Source organism: Streptomyces sp. DvalAA-14 (genome assembly GCF_900091855.1).
Taxonomy (GTDB): domain Bacteria; phylum Actinomycetota; class Actinomycetes; order Streptomycetales; family Streptomycetaceae; genus Actinacidiphila.
Genome location: NZ_FMCH01000012.1, coordinates 21,731 through 39,782, shown reverse-complemented (window position 1 = coordinate 39,782; position 18,052 = coordinate 21,731). Strand labels below are relative to the sequence as shown.

General features: G+C 70.0%; 15 protein-coding genes and 1 tRNA gene. 7 read left to right on the top strand and 9 right to left on the bottom strand.

Going from position 1 to position 18,052, the window contains the following annotated elements:
• Both GA0115240_RS00670 and GA0115240_RS00665 read left to right on the top strand, forming a co-directional pair.
• Window positions 1-833 (top strand): class E sortase (locus GA0115240_RS00670; protein ID WP_141708669.1); only part of this gene is annotated, 833 nt, incomplete at its 5' end.
• An 86-nt stretch (window positions 834-919) separates the two neighbouring features.
• The gene (locus GA0115240_RS00665) at window positions 920-1,642 is read left to right on the top strand and encodes a class E sortase (protein WP_093734677.1); all 723 of its coding nucleotides are present in this window, start codon (window positions 920-922) and stop codon (window positions 1,640-1,642) included.
• A 123-nt stretch (window positions 1,643-1,765) separates the two neighbouring features.
• Here the strand turns inward: GA0115240_RS00665 and pknB are convergent, their stop codons facing one another.
• The 6 genes from pknB to GA0115240_RS00635 form a co-directional block, all read right to left on the bottom strand.
• A complete protein-coding gene (gene pknB / locus GA0115240_RS00660; RefSeq protein WP_093734672.1) occupies window positions 1,766-3,766 on the bottom strand; it encodes a Stk1 family PASTA domain-containing Ser/Thr kinase in 2,001 nt (666 codons plus the stop codon).
• Between the two features lie 154 nt (window positions 3,767-3,920).
• Entirely contained in the window at window positions 3,921-5,384 is a 1,464-nt protein-coding gene (locus tag GA0115240_RS00655) for a peptidoglycan D,D-transpeptidase FtsI family protein (protein ID WP_093734671.1), read from the bottom strand.
• On the bottom strand, window positions 5,381-6,781 hold the full coding sequence (locus GA0115240_RS00650; protein WP_093734670.1) for an FtsW/RodA/SpoVE family cell cycle protein: 1,401 nt from the start codon (window positions 6,779-6,781) through the stop codon (window positions 5,381-5,383). Before GA0115240_RS00650 ends, GA0115240_RS00655 begins: the two co-directional genes overlap by 4 nt.
• 19 nt (window positions 6,782-6,800) lie before the next feature.
• A complete protein-coding gene (locus tag GA0115240_RS00645; RefSeq protein WP_202450905.1) occupies window positions 6,801-8,324 on the bottom strand; it encodes a Stp1/IreP family PP2C-type Ser/Thr phosphatase in 1,524 nt (507 codons plus the stop codon).
• An 87-nt stretch (window positions 8,325-8,411) separates the two neighbouring features.
• Window positions 8,412-8,930, bottom strand: a complete 519-nt coding sequence (locus tag GA0115240_RS00640; protein ID WP_093734668.1) for an FHA domain-containing protein FhaB/FipA — start codon at window positions 8,928-8,930, stop codon at window positions 8,412-8,414.
• 10 nt (window positions 8,931-8,940) lie between these two features.
• A complete protein-coding gene (locus GA0115240_RS00635) occupies window positions 8,941-9,843 on the bottom strand; it encodes an FhaA domain-containing protein (protein WP_093734667.1) in 903 nt (300 codons plus the stop codon).
• 560 nt (window positions 9,844-10,403) lie between these two features.
• Between GA0115240_RS00635 and GA0115240_RS00630 the strand changes: the two genes are divergently transcribed.
• A tRNA-Leu gene (locus GA0115240_RS00630) sits at window positions 10,404-10,487 on the top strand.
• Window positions 10,488-10,632: 145 nt separating this feature from the next.
• On the opposite strand, the gene GA0115240_RS00625 is transcribed toward GA0115240_RS00630, so the two are convergent.
• Entirely contained in the window at window positions 10,633-11,211 is a 579-nt protein-coding gene (locus GA0115240_RS00625) for a hypothetical protein (protein ID WP_093734666.1), read from the bottom strand.
• 123 nt (window positions 11,212-11,334) lie between these two features.
• On the opposite strand from GA0115240_RS00625, the gene GA0115240_RS00620 reads away from it, so the two are divergent.
• Together GA0115240_RS00620 and GA0115240_RS00615 are read left to right on the top strand one after the other, a co-directional pair.
• On the top strand, window positions 11,335-11,901 hold the full coding sequence (locus tag GA0115240_RS00620) for a PadR family transcriptional regulator (protein ID WP_093734665.1): 567 nt from the start codon (window positions 11,335-11,337) through the stop codon (window positions 11,899-11,901).
• A 142-nt stretch (window positions 11,902-12,043) separates the two neighbouring features.
• Window positions 12,044-12,619 carry a TerD family protein gene (locus tag GA0115240_RS00615; protein ID WP_093734664.1) on the top strand — a complete coding sequence of 192 codons (576 nt, stop codon included), beginning with the start codon at window positions 12,044-12,046 and terminating at the stop codon, window positions 12,617-12,619.
• 105 nt (window positions 12,620-12,724) lie between these two features.
• Here the strand turns inward: GA0115240_RS00615 and GA0115240_RS00610 are convergent, their stop codons facing one another.
• Together GA0115240_RS00610 and GA0115240_RS00605 are read right to left on the bottom strand one after the other, a co-directional pair.
• On the bottom strand, window positions 12,725-13,159 hold the full coding sequence (locus GA0115240_RS00610; protein ID WP_093734663.1) for a MarR family winged helix-turn-helix transcriptional regulator: 435 nt from the start codon (window positions 13,157-13,159) through the stop codon (window positions 12,725-12,727).
• 192 nt (window positions 13,160-13,351) lie between these two features.
• Entirely contained in the window at window positions 13,352-15,934 is a 2,583-nt protein-coding gene (locus tag GA0115240_RS00605) for an ATP-binding SpoIIE family protein phosphatase (protein ID WP_093734662.1), read from the bottom strand.
• 729 nt (window positions 15,935-16,663) lie between these two features.
• On the opposite strand from GA0115240_RS00605, the gene GA0115240_RS00600 reads away from it, so the two are divergent.
• Both GA0115240_RS00600 and GA0115240_RS00595 read left to right on the top strand, forming a co-directional pair.
• Window positions 16,664-17,482, top strand: coding sequence for a hypothetical protein (locus GA0115240_RS00600; protein ID WP_093734661.1), 819 nt, complete (start codon window positions 16,664-16,666; stop codon window positions 17,480-17,482).
• A gap of 166 nt (window positions 17,483-17,648) precedes the next feature.
• Window positions 17,649-17,981 carry a rhodanese-like domain-containing protein gene (locus GA0115240_RS00595; protein ID WP_093734660.1) on the top strand — a complete coding sequence of 111 codons (333 nt, stop codon included), beginning with the start codon at window positions 17,649-17,651 and terminating at the stop codon, window positions 17,979-17,981.
• The last annotated feature ends 71 nt before the right edge of the window (window positions 17,982-18,052 follow it).

Below are 18,052 nucleotides of genomic sequence, written 5' to 3'. Positions count from 1 at the left end.
CCGCACGGCAAGGCGGCGGCGGACACCGGGCGCGAGGTCGCGGCGCCGGCGCCGGGCCGGTGGCCGGCAGCCCCGCGAGCGCCCCCGCCACCGAGGCGTCCACGCCGCTCAGCCGGGTGGAGGCCCGCCGGGCCGCGAAAGCCGCCAAGGAGAGCCCGTCCGTCGTCATCAGCCGCATCGTCGGTGAGGTGTTCATCACCACCGGCGTCATCATGCTGCTGTTCGTCACCTACCAGCTGTGGTGGACCAACGTCCGGGCCCACCAGCAGGCCAACAGCGCCTCCAACAAGCTGGAACACCAGTGGCAGACCACCACGACCGACCCGAACCGGGCGGCGGGCACCTTCTCGCCGGGCCAGGGCTTCGCGATCATGTACATCCCGAAGCTGGACGTGAAGGCCCCCATCGCGCAGGGCGTGGACAAGACGAAGGTGCTCGACAAGGGCATGATCGGCCACTACGACGGCGACCTGAACACCGCGATGCCGTGGGACAAGAGCGGCAACTTCGCGGTCGCCGCCCACCGCAACACCCATGGCGAACCGTTCCGGTACATCAACCGACTCGTGCCGGGCGACAAGGTGGTGGTGGAGACGGCCACCACGTACTACACCTACGAGATCACCAGCTCCCTGGCCACCACGCCGCCGTCCAACATCAGCGTGCTGCAGCCCGTCCCGCCCGGTTCCGGCTTCACCAAGCCCGGCCGCTACCTGACCCTCACCACCTGCACCCCCGAGTTCACCAGCACCAACCGGCTGATCGTCTGGGGCAAGCTCATCGAGGAACGGCCGCGCAGCAAGGGCAAGCCCGACGCCCTGGTCGAGGGCTAGTGGCGAAGGGAGCCGCCGAGCCGGCCTCCGCGCACGACCCGGCCGCCGCCGGCGACGCCGCCACCAGTGACGGGGAACGGAACACCGTGCCGAGCGGCAGGCCGCCGGGCCGGGGGCCGGTGGCGGCCACCATCAGCTTCATCGGCGAGATCCTGATCACCCTGGGGGTGCTGCTGGCCCTCTTCGTCGTCTACTCGCTGTGGTGGACGAACGTCATCGCCGACCGCCACGAGAAGCAGGCCGGCGACCGGGTCCGCCAGCAGTGGGCCCAGAGCCCCCCGGCCGCCCACGGCGCCGGCGTCCCGGCCCGCGGCCTGGACACCCGGGACGGCATCGGCTTCCTGCACGTCCCGGCGATGGGCAAGGACTACGAGGTGCTGGTCAAGAAGGGCACCTCCACGGACGTGCTCAACGAGGGCGTGGCCGGTTACTACACCGCCCCGACCCGGGCCGCGATGCCCTGGGACAAGTCCGGCAACTTCACCCTGGCCGCACACCGCGACGGCCACGGCGCCAAGTTCCACAACATCAACAAGATCAAGACGGGCGACCCGATCGTCTTCGAGTCCAAGGACACCTGGTACGTCTACAAGGTCTACAAGATCCTCGACCAGACCTCGAAGTACAACGTCGCCGTGACCGACCAGGTGCCCAAGGAGTCCGGGAAGACCAAGCCGGGCCGCTACATCACCCTGACGACCTGCACCCCCGTCTACACCTCCCGCTACCGCTACATCGTCTGGGGCCAACTGGTCCGGATCCAGAAGGTCGACCCGCAGCGGACGCCGCCGGTGGAGCTCCGGCAGTAGCTGGCCGCGACGGAGGACGAAGGCGGAGGACGTAGGCGGAGGACGACGACGGACGACGAAGGGGGGCGGCCCGCACATCATGTGCGGGCCGCCCCCCTTGCCGTTGCGCGATGGCGTCCCGGCTCAGCCGCCGCCGGGGTTGTTGCCGCCGGGGCCGCCCGGATTGTTGCCGCCGCCGCCGAAGGCGAAGAGCTGGATGGTCTCCCCCTCCTCGAGCTGGGTGTTGGCCGGCGGGTTGGTGTAGACGACCATGGCATCGTCCGGGGCGTTGTTCTGCGGCTGGACCTGGAGATTGAGGTTCAGGGCCGCGAGAGCCGCCTTGGCCTGTCCGACCGTCTGGTTGTGGAGATCAGGCATCACCTGCGGCGGTGCCTGCGTCTGCGGACCGGACGAGACGGTCAGCACGATCTGGGTGCCCAGCGTCTCCGGGGTGAAGGCGTCCGGACTCTGGTCGATGACGGTGTTCGCGGCCGCCTGGTCCGGCTGCATCTGCACCTTGATGTTGTTGAAGCCGGCCTGCTGCAACTGGGTCTTGGCGGCATTCACATCGATGTTCTGGACGTTCGGCACCGGCTTTTGCGTCGGCGGTTCCGCCACCGTGAGAGTGACCGTCGAACCCGCGGCCAGCTTGGTGCCGGCGTCCGGGTCCATGGACAGGACGATGTCCTTGTCCTGGGTCGTGGTGGTCTTGACCTTCTCCTTGACCTCGAAGCCCTGGCTGACCAGCTGCGCCTTCGCCGCGTCGAACGGGTCGTTCGTGACGTCCTTGACCGCGATCGGCGGGGCGCCCTTGGAGATCGCCACCTTCACGGTCTTGTCCGACGGGATGGGGGAGTCGGCCGCCGGGATCTGCTTGCAGATCGAGCCCTTGTCGACGTTGGCGTCGGCGCAGAAGGTCGGCGCGCCGGTGACCAGCGTGAGGTCGACGTTGGTCGCCCTGACCTTGGCGTCGGCCAGCGAGAGGTTGTGGAAGTTCGGCACCGTGGTGCCCGCGTCCGCCGGTTTGTGCTCGAACAGCGCCTTGCCGAGGAAGATCGCCCCCACCAGGACGAGGATGCCGGCCACGACCAGCAGCACCGTGGAGGTGTTGCTGCTCTTCTTCTGCCGGCGCCGGCCGGGGCGGTCCTCGTAGCCGTAGCCGCCGTCCTCGTCGCGCATCGGGGGCAGCATCGAGGTGTGCGGGGAGTCCGGCTGGGACGGGAGCGCGGTGGTGGCGGCGCTGTCACCGTACGGGTGCGAGTAGCCGTACCCGACCGAGCCCATCGCGGCCGCGGCGGCGACCGGCTGGCCGTCCAGGGCCGCCTCGATGTCGGCGCGCATCTCGTCGGCCGACTGGTAGCGGTAGTTCGGGTCCTTCGTCAGCGCCTTCAGCACGATCGCGTCCATCGCCGGGGTGACCTCGGGGTCGTACACCGACGGCGGCTGCGGTTCTTCCCGTACGTGCTGGTAGGCGACCGCGACCGGGGAGTCGCCGACGAACGGCGGCCGTACGGTCAGCAGCTCGTAGAGCAGACAACCGGTGGAGTAGAGGTCGGAGCGGGCGTCGACCTGCTCCCCCTTGGCCTGCTCGGGGGAGAGGTACTGGGCGGTGCCTATGACGGCCGCGGTCTGCGTCATCGTCATGCCGGAGTCGCCCATGGCGCGGGCGATGCCGAAGTCCATGACCTTGACCTGGCCGGTCCGGGTGAGCATGACGTTGGCCGGCTTGATGTCGCGGTGCACGATGCCCGCCCGGTGGCTGTACTCCAGGGCCTGGAGGATGCCGACGGTCATCTCCATGGCGCGCTCGGGCAGCAGCTTGCGCCCGGAGTGCAGCAGCTCGCGGAGCGTGGAGCCGTCCACGTACTCCATCACGATGTACGGGATCGAGATGCCGTCGACGTAGTCCTCGCCGGTGTCGTACACGGCGACGATCGACGGATGGTTGAGGGAGGCGGCCGACTGTGCCTCACGGCGGAACCGGGCTTGGAAGGACGGATCGCGGGCAAGGTCCACCCGTAGCGTCTTCACGGCGACGGTACGGCCGAGCCGGGTGTCGTGGGCGAGGTACACCTCGGCCATGCCACCGCGGCCGAGCACCGAGCCCAGCTCGTACCGGCCGCCGAGGCGACGCGGCTCTTCCATAGCTCTGCCCTCTCTCAAACCCGATCTTCAACCGAATCCGTTAACCATTGCCCTGTGCCTGCTCGGGCATACGCTACCGGGCGTACATCGTGCGACCGCGCCCCGGCCGCCCGCCGATACCTGACCGGTACCTGGCCGCGTCCGAGCTGGTTCCTCACTTGTTGAGGACGGCCTCCATCACCTTCTGCGCGATCGGGGCGGCCAGCCCGCCGCCGCTGATGTCGTCGCGGTTGGCGGCGCCGTCCTCGACCACGACGGCGACCGCGACCGGCGAACCCTGGTCGGTCATGGCGTACGACACGAACCAGGCGTAGGGCTTGCCCTTGTTGTCGATGCCGTTCTGCGCGGTGCCGGTCTTGCCGCCGACGGTGACGCCGGGGATCTGGGCATTGGTGCCGGTGCCGGAGCTGACCACGGTCTGCATCATCGACTGGAGCTTCTGCGCGTTCTCCGGCGACAGCGGCTGGCTGAGCTTGCTGGGGGTGGTCTGGGCGATGGTGCTCAGATTCGGCGCGACCAGCTTGTCCACCTCGTACGGCTTCATCAGCGTGCCGTTGTTGGCGATGGCGGAGGCCACCATGGCCATCTGCAGCGGGGTGGCCGCGGTGTCGAATTGCCCGATGGAGGACTGCGCCACCTGGTCGGGGCTCATCTTGGTGTCGAAGTTGCTGGCGTCGGCGCGGACCGGGACGAGCTGCTCCTTGTTGAAGCCGAACTGCTCGGCCTCCTTGACCATGGTGCTGAGGCCGAGGTCCGCGCCGAGCTTTCCGAACACGGTGTTGCAGGAGTACTTCAGCGCGTTGCGCAGGCTGGCGTTCTTGCAGGGGATGGAGCCCTCGTTGCGCAGCGCGGTGGTCGTGCCGGGCAGGATGTACGGGTCGGGGGAGGTCGTCGTGCCGTCGATGTCGGTGACCTTGCCGGACTGCAGCGCGGCGGCCGCGGTGACCAGCTTGAAGGTCGAGCCCGGAGGGTAGGTCTGGCGCAGCGCCCGGTTCTGCATCGGGTCGTCCGGATCGTTCTTCGGCTGGAGCGCGTTCCAGTTCTTCTCGTCCGTCGTCGTGGAGTTGCCGGCGATGCTCGACGGGTCGTAGGACGGGGTGCTCGCCATCGCCAGGATCGCGCCGGTGCGTGGGTCGAGCGCGACGACCGCGCCCTTCTTGTCCCCCAGCCCCTTGAAGGCCGCGGTCTGGGCCTTGGCGTTGAGCGTGGTGACGACGTTGCCGCCCTGCTTCTGCTTGCCGGTCAGCAGGTCGATGGTGCGGTTGAAGAACAGCCGGTCGTCGTTGCCGGTGAGGAACTTGTCCTCGACGCCTTCCAGGAACGAGGTGCCGAACGCCTGCGAGGCGTGGCCGGTCACCGGCGCCCACATCGGGCCGTCGGTGTAGGTGCGCTTGTACTTGAAGTCGCTGCCGGTGGTCGTGGTGTGGCCGGTGACGGCCTTGCCGTCGACGATGATGTCGCCGCGCGGCTGGGCGTACTGGTTGATGGCGACCCGGCGGTTGTTCGGGTCGTTGGAGAGCTGGTCGGCCTGGACGAACTGCACGTAGTTCACTCGGGCCAGCAGGGCGAGGACGAGCAGGCCGCAGAAGACCGCGACTCGTCGCAGGGGCTTGTTCACGGGCTTCGCACCACCTGGGTAGCTTCGGCGTCGGGAGAGGGGGCCGGGCTGGGAGCCGGGCGACGGGCGGTGTCACTGATCCGCAGCAGGATCGCGATGAGCGCCCAGTTGGCGATCACCGACGAACCGCCCTGGGCCAGGAACGGCATCGTCATACCGGTCAGCGGGATGAGTCCGGTGACGCCGCCGGCCACCACGAACACCTGCAGCGCGAAGGCGCCGGACAGGCCGATGGCGAGCAGCTTGCCGAACGGGTCACGGGCGGCCAGCGCGGTACGGATGCCGCGCTCGATCAGCAGGCCGTAGAGCAGCAGGACGGCCATCAGACCGGCCAGGCCCAGCTCCTCGCCGACGGTGGCCAGGATGTAGTCGCTCTTGGGGGCGATGCCGCCGATCAGCCGGGAGTAGCCCTGGCCGAGGCCGGAGCCGAAGATGCCGCCGGAGCCGAAGGCGTACTGGGACTGCGCGGTCTCGGTGACGCCGCCGTTGCTGGCGAGCTTGAGCGGGTGCAGCCAGTTCTGGACGCGGACCTGGACGTGCGACTCGTAGGAGCCGACCGCGACCGCGCCGGCCCCGCTCAGCAGCAGGCCGAAGACGATCCAGCTGGTCCGCTCGGTGGCCACGTAGAGCATGATCACGAAGAGGCCGAAGAAGAGCAGCGAGGTGCCCAGGTCGGTCTCGAAGACCAGGATCAGCATGCTCATCGCCCAGATCACCAGGATCGGGCCGAGGTCGCGGCCTCGCGGCAGGTACATCCCCATGAAGCGGCGGCTGGCCAGCGCCAGGGCGTCCCGCTTGACCATCAGGTAGCCGGCGAAGAACACCGTGATGACGACCTTGGCGAACTCCCCTGGTTGGAGCGAACCCACCCCTGGGATGGTGATCCAGATGCGCGCGCCGTAGACCGGCGGGAAGAACACCGGCAGCACCAGCAGGACCAGCGCGGCGAACATCGAGATGTACGTGTAGCGCTGCAGGATCCGGTGGTCCTTGAGGAAGATCAGCACGATCACGAACAGGGCCAGGCCGATCGCGGACCACACCAGCTGCTTGGGGGCCAGCGGCCCGCCGAGCTGCGGCGTGGTGATGGTCGGTTCCTGGTCGAGCCGCCAGATCAGCACCAGGCCGAGGCCGTTGAGCAGGGTGGCGATCGGCAGCATCAGCGGGTCGGCGTACGGGGCGTACTTGCGCACCAGCAGGTGGGCGCCGCCCGCCATCACCCCGAGGCCGACGCCGTAGCCGAGCAGGCTCGTCGGCACCGCGTTGTTCATCGCCAATCCCACGTTGACGTAGGCGAACAGCGGGATGACGATGGCGAAGACGAGTAGCGCCAGCTCGGTGTTGCGCCGGTTGGGCGCACCGATCGACGTGATGGTGGTGGTATTGCTGGCGCTCATGACGAGCCGACCCCTCCTGCTACTGCTGGCCCGTACCGCATTCCCCGGCCAGATTCTTTTCTTCCGGCGTCAGGGACGGGGTGGGGGCGGTCGTCGGGGTGGGAGTGGCGGTGGGCTTCGCCCCGGGCTTGGTGCCCGGCTTGCTGCTCGGCTTCGCGGCCGGCTTCCCACTGGGCTTGGTGTTGGCCTGGCCGGTGGCGGTGCCCGCGCCGGCGGACCCCTTGACGGTGCCGGCGGCGACCTTCTTGCAGACGGTCGCCTGCTGGGCCAACTCGTCGGCCTTGTCCTCGGCCTGGCTCAGGCTGCCCACCGCGATGGTGTCCTGGAGCCGGTTCTGCTGGTAGGTCGGTAGGTACTTGAGTTCGATGTCGGGCCGGTCCCGGTGGACCTTCGACAGCTGGATCCAGGCCAGCTTCTGGTCGATGCCCTGGTAGACGGCGACATGATTGCCCTTGGCACCGACGTAGTACTGCGTCTGCGTCCAGGCGTAGGCGCCGTATACGCCGCCGCCGATCACCGCGAGCACGACGAGGGTGATCACGCTGCGCTTGAGCCACGGGTGGCCCTTGGCCGGCTTCTCGAAGTCCTCGTCGTCGTAGGAGCTGAAGGCACCCAGCACGCCGCCCGGTGCCGCGTCGCCGCTGCCGGGCGGGCCGAAGGCACCGTCCGGACCGGCCTGGTGCGGGGTGCGGCCGAGCTCGGAGGCGCGGCCGGCCGGGGTCTGCAGGTGACGGGCGTCCTGGAGCGGCAGCTGGGTGTCGGCGACGGCGCCGACCACCACCGGGGTGTCATTGAGCTGCGCCGCCAGCGTGTCGCCGTCGTCGGTGTCCAGGACGTCGGCGACGATGCACGTGATGTTGTCGGGTCCGCCGCCGCGCAGCGCGAGCTGGATCAGCTCCTGCACGGTCTCGTGCGGGGCCTGGTAACCCGCGAGGGTGTCTTCCAGCGTCTGGTGGCTGACGACGCCGGACAGGCCGTCGGAGCAGATCAGGTAGCGGTCGCCGACGCGTACCTCACGGATCGACAGGTCGGGTTCGACGTGCTCACCGCTGCCGAGCGCGCGCATCAGCAGCGAACGCTGCGGATGCGTGGTGGCTTCCTCCTCGGTGATCCGTCCCTCGTCGACCAGCCGCTGCACCCAGGTGTGGTCCTGGGTGATCTGGGTCAGTACGCCGTCCCGGAGCAGGTAGGCGCGCGAGTCGCCGACGTGCACCAGGCCGAGGCGCTGACCGGTCCACAGCAGGGCCGTCAAGGTGGTGCCCATGCCCTCCAGCTGCGGGTCCTCCTGGACCATGTGCAGCAGCTGGTCGTTGGCGCGCTGCACCGCCGTACCCAGCGAGGTGAGGATGTCGGAGCCGGGGATGTCGTCGTCCAGCGTGACGATGGTGGAGATCACCTCGGAGGAGGCGACCTCACCGGCGGCCTGGCCGCCCATTCCGTCGGCGATCGCGAGCAGACGGGGGCCGGCGTAGCCGGAATCCTCGTTCCCCTCGCGGATCATGCCCTTGTGCGAACCGGCGGCGAAACGCAGGCTCAGAGACATGCGTACCTCCCCCGTCGGCTCCGGGTACATCCGCACGCTGCCCACCCTCTCGCTCGCGCGTCGTGGCTCCGCTCGCCCATTGTGCGACTACTTCCGCAGCTCGATGACGGTCTTACCGATGCGGATCGGCGCACCCAGCGGGACCGGAGTAGGCGTGGTCAGCCGGTTCCGGTCCAGATAGGTGCCATTCGTGGATCCGAGGTCCTCGACGATCCACTGGCCGTCGCGGTCCGGGTAGATCCTGGCATGCCTGCTGGACGCGTAGTCGTCGTCGAGCACAATCGTGGAGTCGTGCGCCCGGCCCAGGGTGATGGTCTGGCCCTGGAGCGCCACCGTTGTGCCGGCCAGCGATCCTTCGGCGACCACCAGTTTGGTGGGTGCACCGCGGCGCTGCCGGTTGCCCTGGGGCTGCTGGCGGGCAGCGGGCGGCGCCTGCTGCTGGCGCTGCTGCGGTGGACGGGACGCGTTGTCACCGCGGCGCGCGCCGCGCTGGGTCACCCGCGTCCCGAACAGGTCACTGCGAATGACCTGGACTGCGACGATCACGAACAGCCACAGCACGGCAAGGAAACCCAACCGCATGACCGTCAGGGTCAGCTCTGACATTGCCCCCGCTTCACCCTTCGGCTTGCCGATACACGATGGTGGTGCTCCCCACGACGATGCGGGAGCCGTCGCGGAGCGTAGCGCGCTGGGTGTGCTGTCCGTCCACCACGATGCCGTTTGTGGACCCGAGGTCCTGGACGACGGAGGGTGTACCGACCCGGATCTCGGCGTGTTTGCGTGAAACGCCGGGATCGTCCACCCGCACATCGGCCTCGGTGGAGCGGCCGAGCACCAGGGTGGAGCGGGAGATCTGGTGGCGGGTGCCGTTGATCTCGATCCAGCGGCGCAGGCCGGCCGCGGCGGAACCGGCCGGGAAGCCGGTGCCGGGGAGCCGGGTGACCGGGGCGGGGCCCGCCGCCGGGCCGCCACCGCCCGGCCTGGGGCCCGCGGGAGGCGGTGCGGGGGGCATCGGGGGAGCGCTCTGCGAAGCGCCGCCCTGGCCACCCTGCGGATAGGCAGGACGCTGCTGGTAGGCCGCCGGGCTCTGCTGGTACGCGGCAGGAGCCTGGCCGGCCTGGTACTGGGGGTGCTGGGACTCACTGGAGGCCAGCGTGCGGCTGCGCACCCGGTACAGGCCCGTGTCCAGGTCGTCGCCCCGCTCCAGATGGACCTTGATGGGGCCCATGAAGGTGTAGCGCTGCTGCTTGGCGTAGTCCTTGACCATGCCGGCCAGTTCGTCGCCGAGCTGGACCGCGTAGGGGCTGAGCCGCTCGTAGTCGCCCGTGCTCAACTCCACGATGAAGTCGTTCGGCACCACGGTGCGATCGCGGTTCCAGATCGTCGCGTTGTTGTCACACTCACGCTGCAGCGCGCCCGCGATCTCCACGGGCTGCACCTCGCTCTTGAACACCTTGGCGAAGGTCCCGTTCACCAGGCCCTCCAGCCGCTGCTCAAAGCGCTTCAGTACACCCACCGGGCACCTCCCTCCTCGGGGCCTTTCTTCGTGTCATTTCCGATACTGCTTACTGATCGTATCCACGCCTGGGAAAAACACCTGGTTCCCTGATCCCGCTGGACAGGGCAGTGTCAACTCTCACACCGTGCTGTGTCCGCCGACCCCCGCCCACAGCGATGGTAGATGCGGCATCCATGCCCGGTCCCCCGTTCACCGGTCCCTGTCCCCGGTCCAGTGTGCCCAATCCCTTTGCCCCCAGTGTCCCGCACCGCCGCGCTCCTCCACTCCGCCCTCCGCCCGTGCCTCGTTCGTCGTCGTCCGTCGTCGGTCCGTCGTCGGCCCGTCGTTCGTCCGCGCTCCGGTTCCGCCGTGGACCTGGCCCTGTCCTCCGGCTGCCCCGGCCCGCCGCCGTCACCGCGTGCCCTGCTTCCTCGTACCCCCGCCTGCTCCGCTCCAGCCCAAACGGATGTGATTCCACTCCGGACGGCGTGCTAATCTTCTGCATGTCGGGAGGCGCTCCCACACCAACAGGACCGGCCAGTCCACCCGGTGTGAAAAAGCCAAACGACAACACCCATGCGCGGGTGGCGGAATAGGCAGACGCGCTGGATTCAGGTTCCAGTGCCCGAAAGGGCGTGGGGGTTCAACTCCCCCCTCGCGCACAGATGGACACCGTCGAGAAGGTCGGCATCATGATCATGATGCCGACCTTTTTGCTGTCGCGGGGCAGGTCGGGGACCGGGGTTGTTCAGCGGATGCGGTCGGCGGGTGCGGGTCACGGGCCGGGCTGGTGGGCCCCGCCCGGGGCTATGCGTCGGCGGTGGCGGCCCCGGCGGCGGTGGCGGCCATGCGGGCGCGCACACGCTCGGGATAGCGGGCAGTGAACAGCGCGGGCAGGACGAATCCGGCTATCTGAACCGGTACCGACACCGCGGCGCCGAGGCCGGCGGCTGAGACGGTCAGGAGCACGGCGGCGGTGATCGTGAAGGCGGCGGCCCAGGCGCTGGTCAGCACGGTGTTGAGCCGGAGGAAGACCGGGTTCTCCCAGACCGCCTCGGGCGCCTGGCGGCGGGCTATCCCCAGGGTGAAGGGGCGCCGGACGGCGAGCGTGGCCCACGCGGTGACGGCGAGCCAGCCCATGGAGAGCGCACCGGTGTAGTGGTGCAGGCCACTGTTGGTCATGGCATAGGCGAGCGCGGTCAGGACCGCGAAATACAACGCCGTGCTGATCTCCAGTATCAGCGCGTCGGCTGCCACGCCCGCCCTGCGTTCCTGCACCACCAGCCGCAGCCCGAGGAGCAGCCCGGCGAGCGCGCCCCACTGCCAGCCAACCGTGGAGACCGCCGCGAACGCGATCCACGGGACGAAGCCGCGCAGGTAGTTCATGAGATTTCCCTCCCAGAGTCCGGGTGGGCGTGCGACGCCCGCTCGATCATCATTCCACTTTCGACATGTCAAAAGTAGAAGGTCATCTCTTGACCTGTCAAGAGTGGAAGGTAAGCTGCTTGCATGAGTCTTCGCCACGCGGTCCTGGGCCTGCTCGCCGAACGTCCGGCCAGCGGCTACGACCTGATGAAGCTGTTCGAGACGTCCCTGGCCAATGTCTGGCCCGCCACCCAGAGCCAGGTCTACGGAGAGCTGGGCAAGCTGGCCGCGTCCGGTCTGCTGACGGTGTCCGCGGAAGGTCCACGCGGGCGTAAGGAGTACGCCATCACGGCCGAGGGCCGGGTCGAGCTGCGCCACTGGCTTACGGAGACCGAGCCCGATCGGATCCGCCGCAGCGAAACGCTGCTGCGGGTCTTCTTTCTCGGCGCTCTCACTCCGGTGGAGGCCGCGGTCTATCTCGGCCTCGAAGCCGGCCGCGCCGCGGCCGGCCATGCCGCCCTGCGAGAACTGGAGGCGTCCGTGCCGTGGGGAGACGACCCGATATCCGTCTACGGCCGCCTCGCTCTCGAGTACGGCCTGCGGCTCACCGCGATGCAGGAGGAGTGGGCCCGCTGGGCGGTGGAGCAGGTCGAGGGCCGAGAAGCGCCCACGTCGAGCCAGGCGGCCGATATGGGGGAAACGCCGGATTAAGGGCGCGTCAAGCATCGACGCGCTGCGGGGAGAACGGTGGCACGCGACGGGGAACCGGGGCAGGCTGGTTTCCGTTGGAGTCAATGGGCAAAGGAATCGTCAAATGGCGCGGCCCGCGCCGAACCGAGCAGGGAGATCCACCATGGGTGTCAGCCTCTCCAAGGGCGGCAATGTCTCGCTGACGAAGGAGGCCCCCGGACTCACGGCGGTCACCGTCGGCCTGGGCTGGGACGTACGCACCACCACCGGTGCGGACTTCGACCTCGACGCGAGCGCACTGCTGCTCAACACGTCGGGCAAGGTCGTCTCGGACAAGCACTTCGTATTCTTCAACAACCTCAAGAGTCCCGACGGGTCGGTCGAGCACACCGGTGACAACCTCACCGGTGAGGGCGAGGGCGACGACGAGGCGATCAAGGTCAGCCTGGCCACCGTTCCGGCCGATGTGGACAAGATCGTCTTCCCGGTCTCGATCTACGACGGCGAGACCCGGCAGCAGAGCTTCGGCCAGGTCCGCAACGCCTTCATCCGCGTCGTCAACCAGGCCGGGGGCGCCGAGATCGCCCGCTACGACCTGACCGAGGACGCCTCCACCGAGACCGCCATGGTCTTCGGTGAGCTGTACCGCAGCGGCGCCGAATGGAAGTTCCGCGCCGTCGGCCAGGGGTACGCCTCCGGCCTGCGCGGCATCGCGCAGGACTTCGGCGTCAACCTCTGACGCAGCCGCATCGCAGGGCCGTGATGACCGGCGGCGAGTTCGCCGGTGATCGCGGCCCTGCGGGTTTTTCTGTGGGCTCTTCTCGGGTTCCTCTCGAACCGCAGGTCACGGGTGTGCCGGCGGTTCACCGTTGTAGCGCACGAGATACGCCGCGAATCGGTCCAGGTCGGCCGGTGCCCAGGAGGCCAGGCGCTCCTCGAAGGTCTCGCGCCGGCGGACCCGGGCCGCCGCCAGGACCTCGATGCCGCGCGGCGCCAGATGCAGGACCTGAACCCGGTGGTCGGCGGCGTCCACCCGGCGCTCGACGAAGCCGTCCCGCTCCAGCGCGGCCACCTGTCGGCTCACGGTCGACTTGTCCAGCAGGTAGTGCGCGGCCAGATCCGTCGCCCGGCAGCCCTGCTTGTCCTCCAGGTGGGCGAGGAACGTGTAGGCGACCAGCGAGAGCTCGGGATGCATCCGAGCGGCGGCTGCCCGTGCCCGGCGCGCGAACGCGGTCAGTTCGCGCTGGATGGTGTCCAGGGACTCCTGACGTCCGGACATCGCCTCGCTCCCACCTCTCCGTGTGCCGTTGGCCCGATAGCGTTATGCCCGAAAAATTGCGGAGTACATGATATTGAGCGCAATGGTAGGGGCTCGTGGACCCAGCCGTCAGCCGTACCGGGTGACGGCTGTCAGCGGGGGTCTTTTCGGGCGGCGGCGGCTGTCCGGGCGGTGGGCGTCAGGTGGCGGCCGTCATGCGGTGGGCAGCGGAAGCTCGAACCAGACGACCTTGCCGACCGCCTTGCGGCTGGTGCCCCAGCGCCGTGACAGGTGCGACACCAGCGCCAGTCCGCGCCCCCGCTCGTCGTCGGCGTCGGCGCGTACCAGATGGGGCAGGTTGTGGTTGTCGTCGCTCACCTCGACCAGCAGTTTGCCGACCCGCATCAACCGCAGCTCCACCTCGTACGACGCCGCCCTGATCGCATTGGTCACCAGCTCGCTGACCAGCAACTCCGCTGTGTCGCTGAGCCGTTCGAGGCCCCACTGGGCAAGCTGGCGGCGCGTCAACTCCCGTGCCGCGGCCACCTCGCCGTGATCCAGGCGCAGCGTCCAGCTCACCACGTCCTGCGGCGCGATGCCTTCGAAGCGGGCGACGAGCAGCGCCACGTCGTCCCTGCGGTCCTCCGAATGCACCCGGGCCAGGATCTGCGCGCACACGTCCTCGGGCGTCTGCTCGGGCTCGATCACGGTGGCGCACAGCGCGGCGAGTCCGGCGTCTATGCCCTGGCCGCGCACTTCCACCAGGCCGTCCGTACACAGCACCAGCCAACTGCCGTCCGGAACCGGGACTTCCACCGTCTCGAACGGCACTCCGCCCACCCCGATGGGCGCGCCGCCGGGGATTTCCAGCAGCTCGCTGTGTCCGTCGTAGCCCGCCGACAGCACCGGCGGGATGTGACCGGCGTTGGCGAGGGTCAAGATCCTCAGAATCGGGTCGTAGACGGCGTACACGCACGTGGCGAGGTGTTCGGGGCTGAGCCGGTGGGCGAGGTTGTCCAAGTGGCGCAACAGCTGAGCGGGCGGCAGGTCGAGGGCCGCCATGGTGATCACAGCGGTGCGGAACTGGCCCATCACCGCGGCTGCTTGCAGTCCGTGCCCCATCACGTCGCCGACGATCAGCGCCACCCGGCCCCCCGGCAGCTGGATCGCGTCGAACCAGTCGCCGCCGACCTGGGCCTGCCGGTCCCCCGGCATGTAGTGGTGCGCGATACGGACCCCGGGGATTCGGGGCGGCCGGGTCGGCATCATCGAGCGCTGCAAGGTGGCGGCGGCCCGCGATTCCTGGCGGTGCAGCCGGGCGTTGTCGATGTGGACGGCGCCGCGGCCCACCACTTCGGTGGCGGTCGCGGCGTCCCGGGCGTCGAACGGGCGGCGGCCGGGACCGCGCAGGAAGCACACCCGGCCGAGTACGGTGCCGCGCGCGGTGAGTGGTGCCACGATCATGGAGTGGCCGGCCAGCAGTTGCCCGAGCCCCGGCACGCCGAGGTCGACGGCGATGTCGCCGGCGAGGGTCGGATCCACCACGGGGACGAGCACGGGGTCGCCGAGCCGCGGCACGATCTCGTCGGCGGACAGCGTCAGCAGCTCCCCTTCGGGGACGGCCGCCTCCCAGAGCCCGAGCGGATCTGAATGCGCGACGGCGACCCGGCGGACCAGTACGGTGCGGCCCGGCCGGTCGTCCGTGGGCGGCTCGGTGTCGGAGAAGAGCTGGTCCACCACGAGTACGGCCGCGAAGTCGGCGAAACGCGGCACGGTCACGGCGCACAGCTCGCGGGCGGTGGTGTTCAGGTCGAGGGTGGAGCCGACCACCGCGCCCGTCTCACGCAGCAGGGACAGCTGCTCGTCCAGCGCGTTGCCGGCCACCGGGCGGGCCGCCTGTGGACCCGGTTGCGCCTCGTGGCTCTGCTGGGTCTGCGCCGCGGACGACGGATCGGCCCAGCCGGGTGGCACAGGTGGGAAGGCGGGGGGCCCCAGCGGCGAGAGGGAGACCACCGAAGGCGGCGGTACGGCCGTGAGCGCCGAAGCGCTGGACAAGTCGGTGGCCGGCGACGCCGTACCGTTCGTCGTCGGGCCGTCGGGACGCGGCGGCGGGAGCAGTTCACGGCGGACGGACGGGGCGGCGGGGCGCGACGCGGCGGCGAACCGGGCGTAGTCGTGCGGGACGACTGGCAGCCGGGTGCCGCCCTCGACTTCGAGGCCGGGGTGCCCCAGCGGGGCCATCTGCCGCACGAGGCGGTCCAGCCGCCCGGGGCTGACCCCGGGCAGCACGCTGACCAGCCGGGCGGCCATCGCCTGGCCCCGCGCCGGGTCGGCGGCGGGGGTCAGCACCGCGGCGACCGAGATGTCCTGCCGCTGCGGGCCCTCGGCGGTGTAGGGCAGCAGCCGTCCGCCGAGGGCGATCCGCAGGCCGCCGGTCCGCAGGGGTTTGGCGTGGGTGGCGATCGCCAGCAGGCTCCGGCCACCGGGCTCGACGATGCGGTACGTCCACCACAGGACGTCCTTCAAGGTGCCGTCCCGGTCGGTTGCGGCCAGCGCGCCGGCCCAGGCCGGGTTGGTGAGGTCGTCCAGGAGATCCAGGGTGTCCTGGTGCTGTGCGGCCGACCGGACGGCGGTGGCGGAGGCGATCGGGGGCGTCGCCGACAGCAGTCCGGACGCGCCGTGGCCGAAGACGTGCTCCCAGCGGTGGCCGAACAGCTCCTCGGCGCCGCGGTTCCAGTACGAGATGCGGCCGTCGGGGTCCACGCAGAGCACGGCGAGGCGCACCAGCGCGGCCATTCCGGGGATGGGGTCGGCGGGACCGTAGGGCAGGGCGGACCTTTCCGCCGCCGCTGCGACCGTTGCAGGTGCCGCCGCAGCTGCTGCCGCCGCTGTGGCGCCGGGCTGCGCGGGCGGGGCCGTGCGGGCGCACCGGGGCGCTGGGCGGGCGCTGGCGGGCGCTTTCTGCCCCGCTCCGCGGGAACCGTTCCCGTCTGGAATCTCGGGGTGCTCGTACGACTCGTGCTCTTCGCGCTGTTCGTAACCGGCCTGACGGTCGGTGTGGTGATCCGTGTCGGTGGTCGCTGCCTGCCGGGTGATCTCGTCCAACGTCGTGCACCTGCGGTTCGGCGCTGAGTAGGGTGCTGAGTAGGGTCCGGACTCAAGGCAAGCACGAAATCGTGGGCGGAGTCGACCGAATTGCCGGATTGCCCCTCGGCGGTGGGAGGGTGACGGGAAGTCCGCTGACGCCGACGCCCTGTCAGCAGCCGCCATTGCCCGACTGACCTCCATGACATCTGAGGAGCAGTGGGGGAGCGGAGTGGCCGCGTATCCGTGCCGGGGCATGTTCCACGTGGAACATGCGGCATATGCGGGATTGCGCCTCGTGACGAATTCACGCCGCTGGTCGTCGGCTCGGGGTCGCCGGATGGCGCGGTGGACGGCCGCTGACCTGCCTGGTCGGGCGCTCGCCCGTCCCCGGGCTCGGCGTTTGAGGGGTTCTGGCCGTGCAGGGCCTAGGCTGTCCGAGTGACGAACACCTCCGACACCGAATCCTCCGCTGCCGCCTCCGCGCCCGCGCCGGGCGCCGAGGACCGGCTGGCGAAGGCGGTGCGTGCGGCCGAGCAGGCCCTCATCGAGTTCGAGATCGCGGTGGAGACCTACCGGGTCGAGGTGGAGAACTTCTCCCGACTGCACCACCAGCGTCTCGGCCCGATGTACGCCCGGCTGGACGAGCTGGACGCGCTGATCGCGGAGGCTGTCGCGGCGCACAGCGGTGACCGCGCGGACATCGAGCGGGCCTGGGAGGCCAGGGCCCTGGTGATGCCGATGCCGGGGGTGGAGGAGCTCTTCGGCGGGCTGCTGGGCTCGGACGGCGTGCGGCCGGTGGAGGACCCCAACCCGCCACGCCGCGTCAGGCCGGGCAAGGAGGCCCAGCGCCTCTACCGGGAGCTCGCCCGCAAGGCCCACCCCGACCTCGCCCAGGACGAAGCCGAGAAGGAGCGTCGCAGCACCTTCATCGCCCGGGTCAATGAGGCCTACGCCTACGCCGACGAGGACCTGCTCCGCGCCCTGGCCGAGGAGTGGGACGCCGGGCCGGTGCCGGAGGAGGAACTTCCGGGCGAGGCCGAGGTGCTGTACGCCCGGCTGGAATGGCTCGCCGAGCGCAAGGAGAAGCTGGCTGCGACTGCTGCCGAGCTGGCCGACAGCGCGATCGGGCAGATGATGGGGCTGGCCCCCGACGACCCGGACGCGTTGCTCAACGAGATCGCCGAGCAGCTCCTCACCCAGGTCGCCCAGCGTGAGGCCCGGCTTGCCGATCTCGTCCACCAGGCATCCGGCGGCTGAGCGCTCGCCGTCGGCCGGCCGGCGGTCGTAGCGGGGGTCCCAGCGGGTTGTCGTGCGGCTCCGCGGCGAGGACCACGGGCCGCTGAGGTAGCTTTTCCCCATTCCCTGTGTGGTCCGCGCCCCGCGCGGGCCGCCGCACCCTTCGTGACCCAGGAGGCCGCGCCCTATGTTCCGCTCCCAGCTGCCCGCGGTGGATGCCGCCGCCGTACCGGCCGACGCGATCCTGCTGGACGTCCGGGAGAACGACGAGTGGGCCGCGGGGCATGCCGACGGCGCCGTGCACATCCCCATGGGTGAGGTCGTCTCGCGGATGGCGGAGGTGCCCGAGGGCGGCCGCGTCCACGTGGTGTGCCGGGTCGGCGGACGCTCGGCCCAGGTCACCCAGTACCTCATCGCGCAGGGCGTCGACGCTGTGAACGTCAGCGGCGGCATGCTCGACTGGGAAGCCGGCGGCCGACCGGTGGTGGACGACAACGGCGCCGAGGGCTACGTCCTGTGAGTCCGTCCACTCCGATTCGCCTCGTCGGGACTCGCTGGCGCGGTCGTCGGGGGCGGGCCGGTGACGATCTG